The organism is Pontibacter akesuensis, from assembly GCF_001611675.1.
Lineage (GTDB): Bacteria > Bacteroidota > Bacteroidia > Cytophagales > Hymenobacteraceae > Pontibacter > Pontibacter akesuensis.
The window spans coordinates 4,539,501-4,556,579 of sequence record NZ_CP014766.1 but is presented as its reverse complement, the minus strand read 5'-3'; the positions used below and the strand labels follow the sequence as shown (position 1 = coordinate 4,556,579).

Here is a 17,079-nt window from a genome sequence, read left to right as displayed (position 1 = left end):
AATTTCATAATTTCACCATTTGAAATATGGTTACAGCCGCGCTATGGCTTGTAATTCCGGTAATTGAATAAGAAAAATATAATGCGCCACACCTTAATTGCATGGGGTATACTTTTGGGACTGATCTTCTTCACTTCCTGTGTTCCCCAGAAAAAGTTGATCCTGCTGCAGGAGAACCCTGAAATAAAAAACCAGGGCAATGCCGATGAACTCCTGAAGACAATTTCGTTGCAGAAGCCAATTTATACCTTGGAAGCCGGTGATGTATTGTCGCTGAAGGTGCAGAGCACCACGCCGGATGAATATAATTTTTTAAATACGCCTTCAGTAGTATCCGGAACTGATGATCCTGTTCTTAGTGGGTATACCATCGATGCAGCAGGAGACATACTGCTACCTGTAGTAGGTAGGGTGCAGGTAGCCGGTCTTACAATGCCTGAAGCACGTGATAAAGTGACTGAAGCACTTAAACCTTTTCTTGCCGATCCGACTGTAAATCTACGCCTGTTAACCTTTAGGTACACTATGATTGGCGAAGTGAGCAGACAAGGTCAATTTACCACGTATCAGGATGATTTCAATTTATTAGAAGCCATTGCATCTGCTGGAGGTTTTTCTGATTATGCAAATCGTGGAAGAGTTAGACTTATAAGATATGAGGAAGGTAAAGCTAAGCTTTATAATTTTAGCCTTTTAAATGACAATACTTTAGCGATGTCTAATTTTTACCTGAGGCCTGATGATATGATCATTGTTGATCCACTACCTGCTAAGTTCTTTAGAGAAAATGTTTTAGGAACCTTCTCTTTAGGCTTTGGTATCATCGCCTCTGCAGTAATCTTGTTTACTAGAATCAATAACTAAACCTATTTTGGAATCACAATACAATTCTGAAGAAAGTAGCTTCATTGATTTTAAAGCCGTTCTGAACTCTGTAATTTCGAAATGGTATTTATTTGTACTGAGTGCTGCAATGGCTCTTTTTGCGGCGTACTTAGTCAATCGTTATACTATTCCAAAGTATGAGATAACATCATCTGTGATGGTGTCAAATGATGCACAAGGCGGAACAGCTGCGGCCTTACTTTACGGCAATGATTTATACCAAGGAGCTCAGGGTTTAACGAATGAATCCATTTTGTTGAAAACCAAAACCCTTGCATACAAAGCATTAGAGAATTTAGACTTTCAGGTCAGCTATTATGTGCAGGGAAATGTGAAATTGCTGGAAGCATATGGCTCTGATGCACCTATAAAAGTAGCCTTTGATACAACTTCAGCTGATACTCCTTATGATGTTACCTTCAGTATAGACTTAAATGCTGATGAGACCTATTCTTTGTTCACTGAGCACTTGAAGTGGAACAATGCATTCGGGAATCGAAAATTTAAGTTTGGCCAGCCATACGAGGTAGAAGGCTTTACCTTTACCATCAACTTGCTTAAGCCTGAGCCTTTTAAGGAGAACGAGGTGCTATTCAGGTTAAATGAATTGAATGACCTGGCAAAGCGCTATGCTTCCGGACTACAAGTTGCTCCTTATGGAGGAGATGCTTCTGCTTTAACCTTGACTCTTACTGGCGAAACACCAAAGAAAGACATTGACTATTTAAATGCCTTGATGGAGACTTACAGGTTAAATAACCTGGCCATCAAAAATGCAGATGCTGTGAATACGGTTAACTTTATAGATGGCCAATTGCAGCAAATAAGCGATTCCTTAAATTTTATTGAATCAAGGCTTGAGGAGTTCAAGCAGCGAAATTCTGCGATGGACCTGAGTACACTGGGTGCTCAGATTGCTGGTGAAGTACAAACACTGGAACAGGAGCGTGCTGAATTGTTGATGAGCGACAGGTATTTTGATTACCTGACAAATTATTTAAGCAAAGAAAACTCAAGTGCACAGATTCAGGCTCCTGCTACGCTAGGCATTAGCGATCCAGTACTAAATACACTTGTTTCACAACTGGTGACGCTACAAACCGAATTGAATGTAGCCTCGAACAACCAGGGGCAGAGCAATCCGGGTATTATTGTGAAGCGGCAGCAATTGGAGGAGGTAAGGGCTTCTTTGAGAGAAAATCTTAGCAGTTTAAAGGCGGCCAACGATCTGACACAACGTAATCTTAATCAACGAATTCGTTCTGCTACGGCGGAGTTACAAAAACTGCCTTCATCTGAGCGGCAGTTAATTAATATCCAACGGCTATACGAGCTAAGCGAAAGTCTGTACGTGCTCCTAATGCAGAAGCGGGCAGAGGCAGGTATTGCAAAAGCTGCTAATACTTCAGATGTTACTATCCTGCGTGAAGCTTCAGTAAAGGATCAGATTGCTCCCAAACCCCTGCAAAACTACGGTATTGCGCTTATCATAGGCTTAGGTCTTCCTTTTGCCTTTATATTCGCTAAGGAGTTGATGAATAACAAAATCCACACTGTAGAGGATATCGCTAAGTTTACCTCCTTGCCGCTGCTTGGGATGGTTGGGCATAACTCAAAAGAAGATAACCTACTGGCAAACTTGAGCCCTAAATCCGCTATGGCGGAGGCTTTCAGGACAGTGCGCTCAAATCTTCGGTACATGACAAGTATGGATGAAAGTATTCCGGGTGAAGGTAAAATTCTGGTTATAACCTCTTCTATAAGTGGCGAAGGAAAAACATTTTCAGCCAAGAACCTTGCGTACATTATTTCAATATCCGGTGAGCGTACGTTGCTGGTAAACGCTGATATGCGTAAGCCGAACAATAACTCAGACCTGGGAGTGAGCAGCAGCAATGGCCTGAGTAATTACCTTGCTGGTTATGCAAGTTTAGATGAGGTGCTGTGCACTACTATTCAGGAGAACCTGCATGTGCTGCCGTCTGGTGACATTCCGCCTAACCCTTCTGAACTTCTCCTCAGCAAACGCATGTCTGATTTGATTGCAGAACTAAAGAAGCGCTACGATTATATCGTAATGGACACGCCGCCCGTAGGTATACTTTCTGATGGACTGGAACTGATGCAAATTTCCGATGCTAACGTTTTCATGGTTCGGCAGGACTACACCATCAAAGATTTTCTCATAAATCTTCAGCTGCAGATAGAGTCGGGTAAAGTAAGAAATACAGCTATTCTGTTCAATGATGTGAATTATGAGAAGCTTAGGTATGGCTATGGCTACGGTTATGGCTACGGTTACGGATATTATGCAGAAGATAATGAAACAAAACCGTGGTGGAAACGAATAATGTAGCGTAAAACACCTATCTGACGTTAACATCATTTATGCATCAAGATTCTAAAGTATATGTGGCTGGCCATAGAGGTATGGTTGGTTCCGCTATTGTCCGTAAGCTAGAGGCTGCAGGCTTTTCTAATATCATCACCCGTACATCCAGCGAATTAGATTTAAGAAACCAGGCGGCTGTTGGGCAGTTCTTTGAACAGGAGAAGCCTGAGTATGTGTTTCTGGCGGCTGCCAAAGTGGGCGGCATTCACGCTAACAATGTTTACAGGGCAGAGTTCCTCTACGATAACCTGATGATAGAGGCTAACATCATACATGCTGCCTATGTAAATAGCGTAGAAAAACTGATGTTCCTTGGTTCTTCCTGCATCTACCCAAAGATGGCGCCACAGCCGCTTAAGGAAGAGTACCTTTTAACAGGACCGCTTGAACCGACCAATGAGCCTTATGCTATCGCTAAAATAGCAGGAATCAAACTTTGTGAAGCTTATCGTGACCAGTATGGTTGCAACTTCATTAGCGTTATGCCCACCAACCTATATGGATATAATGACAACTATGATCTACAGAATTCCCATGTTTTGCCAGCGTTAATTCGCAAATTTCACGAAGCGAAGGAGAGTGGCGCTAAGACAGTATCAGTGTGGGGCACAGGTAGCCCTAAGCGGGAGTTCCTGTATGCCGATGACCTTGCTGAGGCCTGTTTTTTCCTGATGGAAAATTATGACGGAAGAGAGCTGGTGAATGTTGGTACTGGAGAGGACGTAACTATAAAGGAGCTGGCACTGCTGGTAAAAGAAATTACCGGGTTTGAGGGTGAATTGGAATTCGACACGTCAAAACCAGACGGTACACCCCGAAAATTGATGGATGTTTCGAAGTTGCATAGCTTGGGCTTTAGGCACTCCACAAATTTAAGAGAAGGAATTGCACTGGCTTATGCTGATTTCAAAAACAAAATTGTAGAAGTTTAGTATATATACCCATCTATCAATTCATCTATATTTACTAACCCTTACCCAATGAAGACAGCCCTTATAACCGGTGTAACCGGTCAGGACGGTGCATACCTTGCTGAGCTATTACTTAGCAAAGGATACAAAGTACATGGCATTAAGCGCCGCAGCTCGTTGATAAATACAGAGCGTATCGATCACCTATATCAGGACCCGCACGAAAAGAACATTAACTTTAAACTGCATTACGGTGACCTGACAGACTCCACTAACATTATCCGTATTATTCAGGAGACGCAGCCAGACGAGATTTATAACCTGGCGGCTATGAGCCACGTGAAAGTGAGCTTTGATTCTCCGGAGTATACCGCAAATGCCGATGGTTTAGGTACACTGAGAATACTCGAGGCGATCCGTATACTTGGCCTTACTGAAAAAACCAGAATCTACCAGGCTTCCACATCGGAGCTGTATGGTTTGGTACAGGCAGTGCCACAGTCAGAGACTACGCCTTTCTACCCGCGCTCTCCTTATGCTGTGGCCAAATTATATGGCTACTGGATTACGATAAACTACCGCGAAGCATATGGCATGTATGCCTGCAATGGAATTCTGTTCAATCACGAGTCACCGCTAAGAGGTGAGACGTTTGTAACTAGAAAAATTACGCGTGCCGCCGCCCGTATTGCGATGGGACTGCAGGATGGTCTGTACCTCGGTAACTTGGACGCCAAGCGCGACTGGGGGCATGCTAAGGATTATGTAGAGGCCATGTGGCGCATCCTGCAGCAAGATGAGCCTGAAGATTACGTTATTGCCACCGGAGTAACTACTACTGTGCGTGATTTTGTGAAGATGGCTTTTGCTGAAATGGGCATTTCTATTGAGTTCAGAGGCGAGGGAGTGGACGAGAAAGGTTACGTTAGCGCCTGCAGTAATCCGGATTACCAGGTAGAAATTGGAAAAGAAGTTGTTTGTGTAGACAAAAACTACTTTAGACCAACAGAGGTAGACCTTTTGATTGGTGATGCCACCAAGGCGAAGACAAAGCTTGGCTGGGAACCGCAGTATGATCTGGCAGCGCTGGTTAAAGACATGATGAAATCAGATATCGAACTGTTCAAGCGCGACAGTTACCTGGTAGAAGGGGGACACCGTATACTAAACCACCACGAGTCTTAATCTTTAATACTTTATAACAAAAAAGGTCCGGTTGCCATGGCAACCGGACCTTTTTTGTTTCTGCTGATGAAGCTCTAATTCAAATTATAAAGTATAGCACACCATATTGTCAGCTAAGAGAGGTATATGCCAATAAGGAAGTATTTAAAATAGTAGCCGGAATCAGAAAGTCAAACAGTTGCCTTCCACTACAGATCGCTACAAGTATAGACAGAGAGGGGTAAGAGGAAATAACAACAGGTAACTGATAGCAAATAAAAAAGCGGATCTGAAGTATACACTTCAGATCCGCTCGCTTTAAGCGGTCTGGACGGGACTCGAACCCGCGACCTCCGCCGTGACAGGGCGGCATTCTAACCAACTGAACTACCAGACCAAAAAATTCTCTCCAACACTATCTGTTAAAGTGATGCAAAGGTATGTTTACGGATTTAATTGTGCAAGTGGTTTGCATCTTTTTAAACCTATATTGCTGCATAAAATCCCGAACATATTCATTTACAGATAAATTAATTTTTCTGTGAAGTATAAATTCATACTTCTGTTACGTGCATTGCCGGAAACTCTTAAATTTGTAGTCTAAACTAGAGACGCACTTATGCTTTTAGATTTCGAACAGCCCATTGCTGCCCTGGAGGGCAAATTACGTGAGATGAAGACACTGGCCGAAGACAGTCAGGTTGATGTATCGGAGGCAGTGAAGGCTCTGGAGGAGAAAATTAAGAACCTGAAGAAGGAAACCTATGCCAACCTTACCCGCTGGCAGCGTGTGCAGCTATCGCGCCACCCGGACAGGCCCTATACCCTCGACTACATACATGGCATCTCCGATAAGTTTGTTGAGCTTCATGGCGACCGCACGGTCAGCGATGATAAAGCCATGGTTGGCGGTTTCGGTGAGGTAGACGGACGCAGTATCATGTTTATCGGGCAGCAGAAAGGCCGCAACACCAAGCAGCGTCAGATGCGCAATTTTGGCATGGCTAACCCTGAAGGCTACCGTAAGGCGCTTCGTCTGATGAAGATGGCAGAGAAGTTTAATAAGCCAATTGTTACGTTCATCGATACACCAGGTGCTTTTCCAGGCTTGGAGGCAGAGGAACGAGGGCAGGGAGAGGCTATAGCACGCAACTTGAAGGAAATGTTCATGCTCAAGGTTCCTGTTATCTGTATCATCATAGGTGAGGGCGCCTCCGGAGGAGCCCTTGGTATCGCCATTGGCGACCGGGTGATGATGCTGGAGAACACTTGGTATTCTGTTATTTCTCCTGAATCCTGCTCCTCCATACTTTGGCGAAGCTGGAACTACAAGGAGCAGGCGGCAGAAGCCCTCAAACTCACCGCCACCGACATGCTGCAGAACAAGCTCATTGATGGTATCATCAAAGAACCGCTTGGTGGAGCACATACAGAGCCGCAGAAGATGATGCGCAAGATGAAGAAAGAAATCATCAAGCTGCTTGACGAGTTAGAAGGCATCGAAACGGAAGAGCGTATGATGCAACGCATAGAGAAGTTTTCAAGTATGGGAGTAGTGATAGAAGCCTAAGCCCTACAAAAAGATGGAGTAAATGAATCAGGTACGCTTTTATAGCTGGTGTACCTGGTTCATTTTTTTGTTTATAACCCTAACAAAGCTTTAGATACTTTAAGATAGAGACTATGAAACTGCACGTGATCGACACAGGATTTTTTAAGTTAGACGGTGGAGCCATGTTTGGAGTCGTTCCAAAATCGCTGTGGCAACGCACTAATCCAGCTGATGAGAATAACTTATGTACCTGGGCCATGCGCTGTATGCTGATAGAGGATGGCGACCGCCTGATCCTGATAGATAACGGCATTGGCGATAAACAGGATGCAAAGTTTCTAAATCACTATTACCTGCACGGAGACACTTCACTTAGCAAATCGCTTAAGCAGGCCGGCTTTTCTACAGAGGATGTTACAGATGTTTTCCTGACGCACCTGCACTTTGACCACTGCGGTGGCGGCGTTAAGTATAAAAGTAGTGATGGTGATCTTGAACTGGTATTTCCTAATGCAACCTACTGGTCCAATGCGGACCATTGGGAGTGGGCAACAAAACCAAATGCACGTGAAAAAGCTTCTTTCCTGAAGGAGAACATACTGCCCATGCAGGAGAGCGGTCATCTGCAGTTCGTAGAACCTAACGCACCTTCTCCCTTTTCACAGTTTGATATCTTGTATGCTGATGGACATACAGATAAGATGATGGTGCCGATAATACCGTACAAAGGAAAGAAAGTGGCTTATATGGCCGATTTGCTTCCTTCAGTGGGGCATATTCCGCTGCCATACGTGATGGGCTATGACACGCGACCACTGCTGACGCTGGATGAAAAGGCGGCTTTCTTGAAAAAAGCCGCTGATGAGGAACTTGTTCTTTTCTTTGAGCACGATGCCGTCAATCAATGCTGCACAGTACAGCACACTGAAAAAGGTGTTCGACTGAAGGAGGCTTTTAAGCTGGCTGATCTGTAGTATGGGCAAGCGGATAGGAGTTGCGCTGTCTGGTGGCGGCGCAAGAGGCATTGCCCATTTAGGCATTCTAAAGGCGCTGGACGAGCAAGGAGTAAAGATAAGCATGATATCCGGAGTAAGTTCAGGGGCGATAGCAGGCGTGTTATATGGCTACGGCTATACACCTGATGAGATACTGAAGCTGATAAAGGAGCTCAGTGTTTTTCAGGTGATGCGTCCGGCTTTCGGAAAACCAGGGCTTTTGCACCTCGATGAGGTTGAAAAGCTTTACAATAAATACCTGGGGCCGCAGTTAAAATTCGAGGATCTGAAGATACCTGTAGTGGTAAGCGCTGCAGAAATGAATGAGGGCATAACGGTATACTTTTCAACCGGTGAGGTGATCAAACCTCTTCTGGCTTCTTCTGCCGTTCCTATCCTTTACCAGCCTATTTCGTTCAACGGTAAAATGCTTAATGATGGCGGCCTGTTGAACAACCTTCCTGTAGAGCCGCTTTACAACAACTGCGACATCAAAATTGGTGTACATGTGAACCCGATCAACCATAAAGCCCATGTCACAACACTAAGGGGCATGATTGAGCGTACGGTGCTGCTGGCCATCAGCAATACGGTTAAGCTTCGGCTACCCCAGTGTGACCTGCTCCTGGAGCCGCAGGAGTTACGGTATTACCGCCTGACAAGCTTCCGTAAAGCGGATGAAATATTTGATGTAGGCTATAGATATGGCATGCACATGGAGCGCTATATTCAAAAAATGGTACATTAGATAAATTTCAGAACTTTTTGTATTAAAATCGTATATGCATATTAAACTATACATGTCCCTTTTTATGCGCACTTTCACCCTTTTGCTATCATTCCTGCTTTTAACATTCACAAGTTTTGGTCAGGAAAACAAAAGCTTTTTGGCTAAGGCTAAAATCAAACATGGCTCCGTACTGATTGGAGGAAATTTACAGGCGGCCTATTATGCGACCTCTAACTCGCTTGACAAACCCTTGGTGCCCCAGGAGGGAAGCAGTTTGATCGGGAACCTCAACTTCAAAGGAGCTTACTTTGTAATGAATGACTTCGGCATAGGGCTAGATCTTGGCTTTGCGCACGAAAATCTGAAGGTGACGGTTGACGAAGTGCAGCAAAGGTATAAAAGAACCTACCTTTTGGGTGGTCCGCTGGTAAGGTACTACTTGGACAATGGCGTTTTTGGAGAGATGACGCTCAAGACAGGCCTGTTAAATTTGTCGGTAGGGGACGATATCGACCTTTTTGATGGGGCTATAGGCATCGGTTATGCTTTGTTCGTAAACGAAAAAATCTCTGTAGAGCCAATCTTGTCTTTCAGGTATTACCGCGAGTGGAGTGGGGAGAATGCAAACGTAACGCTAGGCCCTGTACTGGGTTTCGGAGTACAAGCCTATCTTTTGCGTAGAACTTCCCAAACCATACGGGAGGGCTTGTAAAATAGCGTAGATGTGAGTAACTATACAGTTTCTATCCTGCTAACATAGGATAAGTACTTTCATCTTCATCCGCGAGTTTATACTTGACGCTCTAAATGATCGCTAAATTTTTATCAAAGCTTTATTTCAAGGCTTCCGGCTGGACCTTGAAAGGAAACCTTGCACCCGAACACCGCCGCTGCGTAATGATTGCCGCGCCACACACCAGTAACTGGGACCTAGTCTACGCGAGGGCAGCCTTTTACCTGATGGATGCACCCATTCGGTTTACCATCAAAAAAGAATTTGTTGATGCGCCCATCGTAGGCCCACTGCTTAGAAGTATGGGGGCCTTACCCATAGATCGCTCCAGGAACACAAAAATGGTGGATGCGATGATCAACATCATCAGGAAAACGCCCGGAGACATGTGTGTAATGGTTACACCCGAAGGAACCCGAAAGTACCAGCCGCGATGGCGCAGGGGTTTTTACCATGTGGCAGTAGGAGCTAACGTACCCATTGTTTTAGGCTACCTGGATTATGCAAAAAAGGAAGCAGGTATCGGTCCTGCCATTTATCCATCAGGAGATATGGAGGCCGATCTGGAAAAAATACTTGCCTTCTACCGTACCAAGACAGGCAAGTTTCCGGAGCAAGGAGTGCTGTAACAATTATCAGTTGTCAATTATCTCATGATGCTGTAGGCTTTTTCAAAAACCTACCTCTTGATCTTGATATAAGAAGTGATAAACAGAGAGAGCCGCTATCGATAGCGGCTCTCTCTGTTTAGGTAACAATTGAAAATAAATTAAGCTATCTGGCGCAGATCTACTGGTATAACACGAGATATTCCTGCTTCAATCATGGTGATGCCATACATTACATCTGTAGAGGCCATCGTGCGCTTGTTATGCGTTACCACAATAAATTGGGAGTCGTTCGAAAACTTACGGATGATGTTGTTAAACTTGTCAATGTTGGCATCATCAAGCGGCGCATCCACCTCATCAAAAATACAGAACGGAGCTGGTTTCAGCAGGTAAATGGCGAACAGCAGCGAAATTGCCGTTAAAGTCTTCTCACCCCCGGAAAGCTGGTTGATTGTCAGCGGACGCTTTCCTTTTGGCTGCGCCATAATTTCTATTTTGGCATCCAGGGGGTTCTGCGGATCTGATATTACCAAATCGCAATTATCCTCCTCGGTAAACAGACTGCGGAAGACAAGCTTAAAGTTGTCTTTGATCTGGTTGAACGAGCTCATAAACTTCTCCTTTGCCACCGTATCAATTTCATTGATGGTCTCGATGAGCATGTTCTTTGCGTTCAGAAGGTCGTTGCGCTGCTCTGTGATAAACTTGTCACGCTCCTCTATTTCTGCGTAAGCCTCGGCAGCCATGGCATTCACAGGCCCCATCTTGTCGAGCTGCACTTTTACACTGGCAATGTGTTCGCTAAGCTCTTCGTTAGAGAGCGGTATAAGCAGTTCTTCCTCTGGTACCGGACTGGCGAAATCTTCGTCAGAGATATTAAACTCTGCAGCTAAACGCTCTTTGATAGCCACCAGCTTCAGTTGCGTATCCGTCTTGCCTTGTTGCATGCGCATAAGCAGCTCATCAGAGTTCTGGCGCTTGCGCTGCAGTTCCCGGATGGTCTTATCCTTTTCATCCATCTCTCCGCGAAGCGAGAAATAGGCTTTCTCCATTTCCTCGAGCTCCTGTGCAAACTCATGCCGCGACTCGTTCATACTTTCCACCACGGCCTGATTGTCCTCTACAAAAGTATCCGCCTCTGCGATCTCTGCCTCGGCTGTTACCATTTCCTGCTTCAAGCCAGCAATTCGTTCCAGGTTTGTCTCCACCGATTTCTGCTTATAGCTGATTTCCTGCTGCAAACTGGCAAATCGGTTTTTGAGTTGATGAAACTGTATGTTCTCCTGATTCAACCTGCCGGATACAACGGCGATCTGTTCTTGCTGCCGCTCCAAATTTGAAGTATAAACAGCAAGCTCCTCCTCCAGACGCTGCAGTTCTTTCTGGTCTGCCTCGGCCTGAGGCGATACTTCCATACTTTGCTCGCGCAGGTCCAGCAGGCGCTCATGCAATTCATCTCGTTTCTGGTCAAAGTTGCGGATATTCTGCTGGTGCTGCTCATGTTTAATGCGCACTGTTAGCAGGTCCTGCTGCAGTTTGCTTACCTCTTTCTCCAGCGCCTTAATCGTTTCCCTTTCCGACTCGTTTTTATGGTTCTGCAGGATCTGGTTCTGCGTATTGATGCGGCTCTGCATCAGTTCCACCTTTTCATGCAATTCGGCCACTTCCTCTGCCAGCTTCTCCAGGTTCTGCTTACGGCCTAATCTGTTTCCGTCAAACACACCTACAGAGCCACCTGACAAGCTCAATGGCTTACGGATGGCGCTACCGTCTTTTAGGATGATCGTTTTGTAGTCGCTGCTGTACAGTTCATCCTCGGCATCATCGGTAATGTACACATTGCGGAGCATGTACTTCATCAGACTGCTATACTTCTTGTCAGCCGACATAAATTCATAGGCTGCCTTCAGATTACCGTCGCTGTAGGTGGCCGTTGGCTCCAGTTCCTCTATCTCAGAAAGAATGATAAAGTTAGCGCGGCCTTTATTTTCCTGCTTCAACAGCTCCACCGCAGCTACCGCATCCTGCAGCTCATCCACTACAAAGTAGTTCATGTACTGCTCCAGGTAACTTTCTATAAGCGACTTGTATTCAGGCTCACAAACAAGTATGTCGGATAGGAGAGGAGCAGGCTTGTTCCAGCTGTCTGATTTGCTTAGGAACTTGATCGCCTCCGGAAATCCCTCCATGTTCTCAACCAAGGACTTGGTAAGCGTGTACTGGTTTTGCCTGGAATCTAAAGTGCGGTTAAGCTCCACCATCTGGCCTTTCAGCTCTTCGATAGTGACTTCTGTCGCTTCTATGTTCTGCTGTAGTGTTTCTTCTTTTGCCTGCAGGCGCACCAGCTCCGATGTTTTCTCCTCCAGTATAAGCTGAGCCTCCTTTAGCTGCTCCTGAAGTATACGGCCATCTTCGTCTGCATTCTGCTGTTGCTGTTGCAGGCGCTCCAGTTCCTGATTGATGTTCTGGATCTGCACCTGGCTAATCTCCAGGGACTTGTTGAGCTGGTATACTTCGTTCTGCTTTGCTTTTTGCTGTTGTACCAGGTGCTGATATGCCTCCTGCAGCGTCGCCTTCTGCTCATTGGCCTCCTGCAGTTGCTCTTTCATGTCGGCTACCTGCTCTTCGGCGCCGGCAAAATTATCCTGCACCTCCAGCAATTCATCCCGAAGTGCCACAATGCTTTCCTGCGTGTGCTCCACGTTGGCCGAATCCTGGCTTATTTGCTGGCGCAACTGCTGCATGCGCTCCTTTAGGTAAGAAGCACGCTCTGATTTAAGTTTGATGTCATTCTCGAGTTGGCGGAGCCTGGCTGTCTGCGTCTGCATGGAGCGCTGCATCTCACCCAATTGCTCCTGCGTCTCGTTCAAAGCCTCTTTTTGATCCGCTATTGCTTCTTCGGCTGTGGTAACAGCCGTGATGTACTGCTCCTTCAGGCTGATTTCCTGCTGCACGTCCTGCTCCAGCCGCTCCAGCGTCTGCTGGTAGTGGGATATGTTGCGGCGTGAATATTCCAGGCTGTGCTTCTTGTAATCATCTTTTAGCGAGAAGTACTTGATGGCCTGCTTTGCCTGGCGCTCCAGCGTCTTCATGTTCTTGCCGATCTCGTGCAGCACGTCTTCTACACGCTCCAGGTCGGCATCCGTTTCCTCCAGCTTTTTCAGCGTCTGCTTTTTGCGCACCCTGAATTTCGAGATACCCGCAGCCTCCTCAAACAACTGGCGACGAGAGTTCTCCTTATCATTCAGGATCTCATCCACCATTTTCAGTTCGATAATGGCATAGCTGTCCGAGCCTATGCCCGTGTCCAGAAAGAGTTCATTAATATCCTTTAAACGGCAGGTAACGCCATTGAGCATATACTCGCTGTCGCCGTTGCGGTAGTATTTACGCGTTACAGTTACCTGAGAGTATTCTGTGGGAAGGATGCCTTTGTTGTTGTCGAAGGTGATGGATACCTCGGCCATTTGCACTGGTTTCCTGGTTTTGGAACCGTTAAAAATAACGTTCTCCATCTTGTCAGAGCGCAGGTTACGAGTTTTCTGCTCTCCCAGCACCCAGCGTATGGCATCCACAATATTAGATTTGCCACAGCCATTCGGCCCAACAATGCCCGTAATGCCATTATCAAAGTTAATCACGACGCGGTCGCCAAAACTTTTAAACCCTCTAATCTCTAATTTTGAAACTTGCATTCTATGGTGCGAAAAAACCTCATCCTAAACTCAAAAATAAGACGAATTTTCATAATAACAGGCCTTGTTAAGCAGAAGACTTTATGTAAAGGTAATATACCTGCTACTCTATATTGCTTAGTTTTTTGAAAGGCTATTTTTTATCAATTTCTGAAAAGAAAGAGGAATAAAAGCAGGCCAAGCTTTGTGCCTAGAGAAAGACGTAGGCTTGACAACGCAAACCTGTGTAGCACCCGGTATCGGAAAGGTTTAATCATCTGCTGTAGAAAGAACAGCAGATATGGCATTTTTCTTTTTACCTATACTTCGCTATATTTGATAAAGGAGCTAAAGCCATGGAAGATTATAAAATCATATTGTACATACTTGCTGCAGTCGCATATTTTGTGATTACACAGTGGCGCAAAGCTTTTAAATCTCCCAATAAAAGAGAAGACCAGGTGGAGAACCTGCCACGCCCCAAGCAACAGGCACGGCCAGCGCAGCCGGTTACTTCTTTTGAGGACATTCTTCGGGAACTGCAACCAAAAGCTGAGCAGGCAAAAGAAACTGTGAAGCCAATGGTAAAGCAGGCACAGGAGTTTGTACAGGAAAAGGTGCTTCCTCCGTTGGCACCAGCAGCCAACAAATACAACACGTATGAAGACAAGCCTGCCAGAGCTCTTTCCTGGGAAAAGCCGGCAGAGGCCATGGAAGCCGCCAAGCAATCCAGATTGCGGCAAAAGATTGCTTTTGCCCCTTCTGATGTAGGTAGGGTAGTTAAACCTAACCGTTATGCTGAAATGCTGAGCAAGCCCGGCTCGGCACGCGATGCCTTTGTGCTTTCTGAGATCTTTAACAGGAAGTATAAATAATTAGACAACCCCGTTGCAGCTACAGCTTTTTAATTTGATTGATATGAAGCCCTGATAAGGCCTCTTCTCAAGTATGGCGCTTTCAAGTGCTTGTCATGATGAAAGATCATGAAGCCATCTGAAAATTCAATGCGATAGCCACGCTCTAACAACAGTTGAGATAAGTCCTCCGCATCCTGTTGCTGGTGGTAAGTAGTAATGGCAACGTGGGGAGGGGAGGATTGGGAAAGTAAATGAGCGGCACCTTGAAGCAGTTGTGCTTCTGCACCCTCCACATCTGCTTTGATGAAGTTAACAGTTTCTTTCTCTGAGAAAAAAGAGTCCAGCGACTGGTGTTCTGCATCATCTCGGTTGCTGACAAACTTATTGATGATCTCCACTTTCTCTTTCCAAGGCGCGAAAGTAGCTTCCAGCGCCTCTACCCATTCCGGGTCTGTTTCGAACAAATAAATTTTACGGGCAATTTCAACGATACTCAAAGCAAAGTTTCCTTCTGCCGCGCCAGCATCAGCCACAACATCACCAGGTAATACCTTGAATTCTTTGGTAAGGTACCGGTGCGGAGAGGCTAAATCCTGCTCCAGAAGAAGGTAAGAATAATTACGCTTTATTTTTCGCACACCCCATTTCCGCTTAAAGTATAACTTCTTGCCTTCATGTATCACGAATTTAAGGCCCAGGGCTTTATCCTCAAGTACATTTACTTCTGAACCGGTGTAGGTATTTACAAAAGGATAGGGAAACACGTGCAGCCGATTTCGTTTCAGGAAATCAATTGCCTCTGTTTCTTCGGAAGACAGCTGCAGGACGGGAACTTGACTATAATAGGATAGGATGTCGTGGCGGAGCCTTTTCTTTCTTCCTGTATCAGTGAGCAACGACACTTTTCTCTTCAACGCTTTGCCTAACATGTGAGCTTGTTTTTGCACAAGAAAGTCCTAATAACTTTTGCAGGCAAGTAAAGGAAAGGTTTTTATTTAATTGATCTTCAATGTTTTCACTCTGAATGGACCAGAGCAAAAGTTAAAATGTTTGCACCCATTCGTAATGCCTGTTGCCTTATTTGCTCTGGGTCATTGTGTATCTCCCTGTCTTCCCAACCGTTACCCAAGTCAGTCTCATACGTGTAGAAGCATACTAGCCGCCCTTCGTGTATAATTCCAAACCCTTGGGGTGGCTTGCTGTCGTGCTCATGCACTTTTGGAAGTCCACTAGAGAAATTATACTTCTGGCTATAGATAGGGTGATCAAAGGGCAACTCAACAAGTTCATACTCAGGAAACACCTTTTTCATTTCCTTACGGATAAATTTATCCAAGCCGTAGTTATCGTCGATGTGCAGGAAGCCGCCGCTTAGCAGGTAATTTCGAAGGTTTTGAGCTTCAGCATCGGAGAAAATTACATTCCCATGCCCAGTCATGTGTACGAATGGGTAAGAAAACAACTCCGGGCTTCCCACCTCCACAACAGCTTCCTCAGCAGCAATGTTCATGTTCAGGTTTTGGTTGCAGAACTTGATCAGGTTGGGCAATGAGGTTTTGTTGGCATACCAGTCCCCACCGCCGTTGTACTTCAGCTTCGCTATTTTAAAGTTATGCGTTTGGGCATGGGTGAGGGATGCTGTAGAAAGCAGCAGTACAAACAGCAGGAGGAGGTGTCTCATAGGCTTGAGTTAAAAGCTATACTTCTATAACGGTGCATACAGGTCGTTCAGTACGTGGAGCGTATGGCAAGCGACAAGCGCAGCCGTTTCAGTGCGCAGCCGGCTCTGGCCCAGTGTTACAGGCTTTATACCTGTTTTATACGCGGCAGCAATCTCACCGGCCGAAAAGTCGCCTTCAGGACCAATCATTATGCAATGCGGCTGGCCATACTTAAAGTAGTCTTTTATGCCCTTTGTGGCATCATCTTCTAAATGAGCGATGAATGTATGGCTTGGCTCACACTTCAGAATGAAATCCCGGAAGGGCGTCATGTTGTGCAGCTGGGGCAAATAGCCTTTCTGTGACTGCTTCATGGCACTGATGGCTATCTTTTCCAATCTATCAAGGCGTAGATTTCTTCGTTCAGAATGCTCACACAGCAAAAACGTTATTTCGCTAATGCCAATTTCTACAGCCTTCTCCACGAACCACTCCATTCGGTCCATGTTTTTAGTTGGGGCCACAGCTATGTGAGAAGTATAAGATAGCTTTCCATACTCAGGTTGCTTATCGATGATCTGCAGCTGACATTTCTTTGGGTTCGCGTCCTGTATGATGGCTGTATACCTGCCACCAATGCCATCCACCAGGTAAACCGTATCTCCATGGCCCAAGCGAAGAACACGGGTGCAGTGCTTTGACTCCTCTTCGCTTAGCGTATAAGTATCCGCAACAATATCTGGGGTGAAAAATAGATGCACGTGCCGTTGGTTAAATTTAAGACTGATAACTGCTTCAAAAGGAATTAGCAGATACGAATTTACACAAAATGGACTTCCTTATAAAATCTGATAAAAGGAAAAGCCCCTCCGCACAGGGCGAAGAGGCTTTTAATTCCTATATGGTAAGTATAC

14 protein-coding genes and 1 tRNA gene are annotated in these 17,079 nt (G+C 45.5%); 10 read left to right on the top strand and 5 right to left on the bottom strand.

Going from position 1 to position 17,079, the window contains the following annotated elements:
• Positions 1–81 precede the first annotated feature (81 nt).
• Genes A0W33_RS19325 through gmd form a run of 4 tightly spaced genes read left to right on the top strand, consistent with a single transcriptional unit; the run spans position 82 to position 5,373 of the window.
• Positions 82–864: a polysaccharide biosynthesis/export family protein gene (locus tag A0W33_RS19325; protein ID WP_139237086.1), complete on the top strand. Its 783-nt coding sequence runs from the start codon at positions 82–84 to the stop codon at positions 862–864.
• A gap of 7 nt (positions 865–871) precedes the next feature.
• Positions 872–3,241 (top strand): GumC family protein, encoded by a 2,370-nt coding sequence (locus A0W33_RS19320; protein ID WP_071890940.1) that lies wholly within the window; start codon positions 872–874, stop codon positions 3,239–3,241.
• A 32-nt stretch (positions 3,242–3,273) separates the two neighbouring features.
• Positions 3,274–4,209: a GDP-L-fucose synthase gene (gene fcl, locus A0W33_RS19315; protein ID WP_068839716.1), complete on the top strand. Its 936-nt coding sequence runs from the start codon at positions 3,274–3,276 to the stop codon at positions 4,207–4,209.
• 48 nt (positions 4,210–4,257) lie between these two features.
• Positions 4,258–5,373: a GDP-mannose 4,6-dehydratase gene (gene gmd, locus A0W33_RS19310; RefSeq protein WP_068839715.1), complete on the top strand. Its 1,116-nt coding sequence runs from the start codon at positions 4,258–4,260 to the stop codon at positions 5,371–5,373.
• 302 nt (positions 5,374–5,675) lie between these two features.
• Here gmd and A0W33_RS19305 read toward each other — a convergent pair.
• A tRNA-Asp gene (locus A0W33_RS19305) sits at positions 5,676–5,749 on the bottom strand.
• A 222-nt stretch (positions 5,750–5,971) separates the two neighbouring features.
• On the opposite strand from A0W33_RS19305, the gene A0W33_RS19300 reads away from it, so the two are divergent.
• From A0W33_RS19300 to A0W33_RS19280, 5 genes are all read left to right on the top strand, one after another.
• Entirely contained in the window at positions 5,972–6,922 is a 951-nt protein-coding gene (locus A0W33_RS19300) for an acetyl-CoA carboxylase carboxyltransferase subunit alpha (protein ID WP_068839714.1), read from the top strand.
• A 113-nt stretch (positions 6,923–7,035) separates the two neighbouring features.
• Positions 7,036–7,878, top strand: coding sequence for an MBL fold metallo-hydrolase (locus A0W33_RS19295; RefSeq protein WP_068839713.1), 843 nt, complete (start codon positions 7,036–7,038; stop codon positions 7,876–7,878).
• A gap of 1 nt (position 7,879) precedes the next feature.
• Positions 7,880–8,647 (top strand): patatin-like phospholipase family protein, encoded by a 768-nt coding sequence (locus tag A0W33_RS19290; protein ID WP_068839712.1) that lies wholly within the window; start codon positions 7,880–7,882, stop codon positions 8,645–8,647.
• Between the two features lie 139 nt (positions 8,648–8,786).
• Positions 8,787–9,341: a hypothetical protein gene (locus tag A0W33_RS19285; RefSeq protein ID WP_139237085.1), complete on the top strand. Its 555-nt coding sequence runs from the start codon at positions 8,787–8,789 to the stop codon at positions 9,339–9,341.
• A gap of 95 nt (positions 9,342–9,436) precedes the next feature.
• Entirely contained in the window at positions 9,437–9,991 is a 555-nt protein-coding gene (locus A0W33_RS19280; RefSeq protein WP_172798144.1) for a 1-acyl-sn-glycerol-3-phosphate acyltransferase, read from the top strand.
• 140 nt (positions 9,992–10,131) lie between these two features.
• Here the strand turns inward: A0W33_RS19280 and smc are convergent, their stop codons facing one another.
• The gene (smc, locus tag A0W33_RS19275) at positions 10,132–13,668 is read right to left on the bottom strand and encodes a chromosome segregation protein SMC (RefSeq protein WP_068839710.1); all 3,537 of its coding nucleotides are present in this window, start codon (positions 13,666–13,668) and stop codon (positions 10,132–10,134) included.
• A gap of 335 nt (positions 13,669–14,003) precedes the next feature.
• On the opposite strand from smc, the gene A0W33_RS19270 reads away from it, so the two are divergent.
• A complete protein-coding gene (locus A0W33_RS19270) occupies positions 14,004–14,522 on the top strand; it encodes a hypothetical protein (RefSeq protein WP_068839709.1) in 519 nt (172 codons plus the stop codon).
• A 29-nt stretch (positions 14,523–14,551) separates the two neighbouring features.
• On the opposite strand, the gene A0W33_RS19265 is transcribed toward A0W33_RS19270, so the two are convergent.
• The 3 genes from A0W33_RS19265 to A0W33_RS19255 form a co-directional block, all read right to left on the bottom strand.
• Entirely contained in the window at positions 14,552–15,433 is an 882-nt protein-coding gene (locus tag A0W33_RS19265; protein ID WP_074937147.1) for an FkbM family methyltransferase, read from the bottom strand.
• A gap of 86 nt (positions 15,434–15,519) precedes the next feature.
• Complete coding sequence (locus tag A0W33_RS19260; protein ID WP_068839707.1) at positions 15,520–16,185, bottom strand: DUF4159 domain-containing protein; 666 nt, start codon at positions 16,183–16,185, stop codon at positions 15,520–15,522.
• Between the two features lie 24 nt (positions 16,186–16,209).
• Positions 16,210–16,926: a 16S rRNA (uracil(1498)-N(3))-methyltransferase gene (locus A0W33_RS19255; protein WP_068839706.1), complete on the bottom strand. Its 717-nt coding sequence runs from the start codon at positions 16,924–16,926 to the stop codon at positions 16,210–16,212.
• Positions 16,927–17,079: the final 153 nt, after the last annotated feature.

What these genes read in the sequence shown, in the direction of transcription:
- gmd (WP_068839715.1), top strand. Translation starts at nt 4,258, where the DNA reads ATGAAGACAGCCCTTATAACCGGTGTAACCGGTCAGGACGGTGCATAC.
- A0W33_RS19280 (WP_172798144.1), top strand. Translation starts at nt 9,437, where the DNA reads ATGATCGCTAAATTTTTATCAAAGCTTTATTTCAAGGCTTCCGGCTGG.
- fcl (WP_068839716.1), top strand. Translation starts at nt 3,274, where the DNA reads ATGCATCAAGATTCTAAAGTATATGTGGCTGGCCATAGAGGTATGGTT.
- A0W33_RS19290 (WP_068839712.1), top strand. Translation starts at nt 7,880, where the DNA reads ATGGGCAAGCGGATAGGAGTTGCGCTGTCTGGTGGCGGCGCAAGAGGC.
- A0W33_RS19270 (WP_068839709.1), top strand. Translation starts at nt 14,004, where the DNA reads ATGGAAGATTATAAAATCATATTGTACATACTTGCTGCAGTCGCATAT.
- A0W33_RS19300 (WP_068839714.1), top strand. Translation starts at nt 5,972, where the DNA reads ATGCTTTTAGATTTCGAACAGCCCATTGCTGCCCTGGAGGGCAAATTA.
- A0W33_RS19260 (WP_068839707.1), bottom strand. Translation starts at nt 16,185, where the DNA reads ATGAGACACCTCCTCCTGCTGTTTGTACTGCTGCTTTCTACAGCATCC.
- A0W33_RS19265 (WP_074937147.1), bottom strand. Translation starts at nt 15,433, where the DNA reads ATGTTAGGCAAAGCGTTGAAGAGAAAAGTGTCGTTGCTCACTGATACA.
- smc (WP_068839710.1), bottom strand. Translation starts at nt 13,668, where the DNA reads ATGCAAGTTTCAAAATTAGAGATTAGAGGGTTTAAAAGTTTTGGCGAC.
- A0W33_RS19325 (WP_139237086.1), top strand. Translation starts at nt 82, where the DNA reads ATGCGCCACACCTTAATTGCATGGGGTATACTTTTGGGACTGATCTTC.
- A0W33_RS19295 (WP_068839713.1), top strand. Translation starts at nt 7,036, where the DNA reads ATGAAACTGCACGTGATCGACACAGGATTTTTTAAGTTAGACGGTGGA.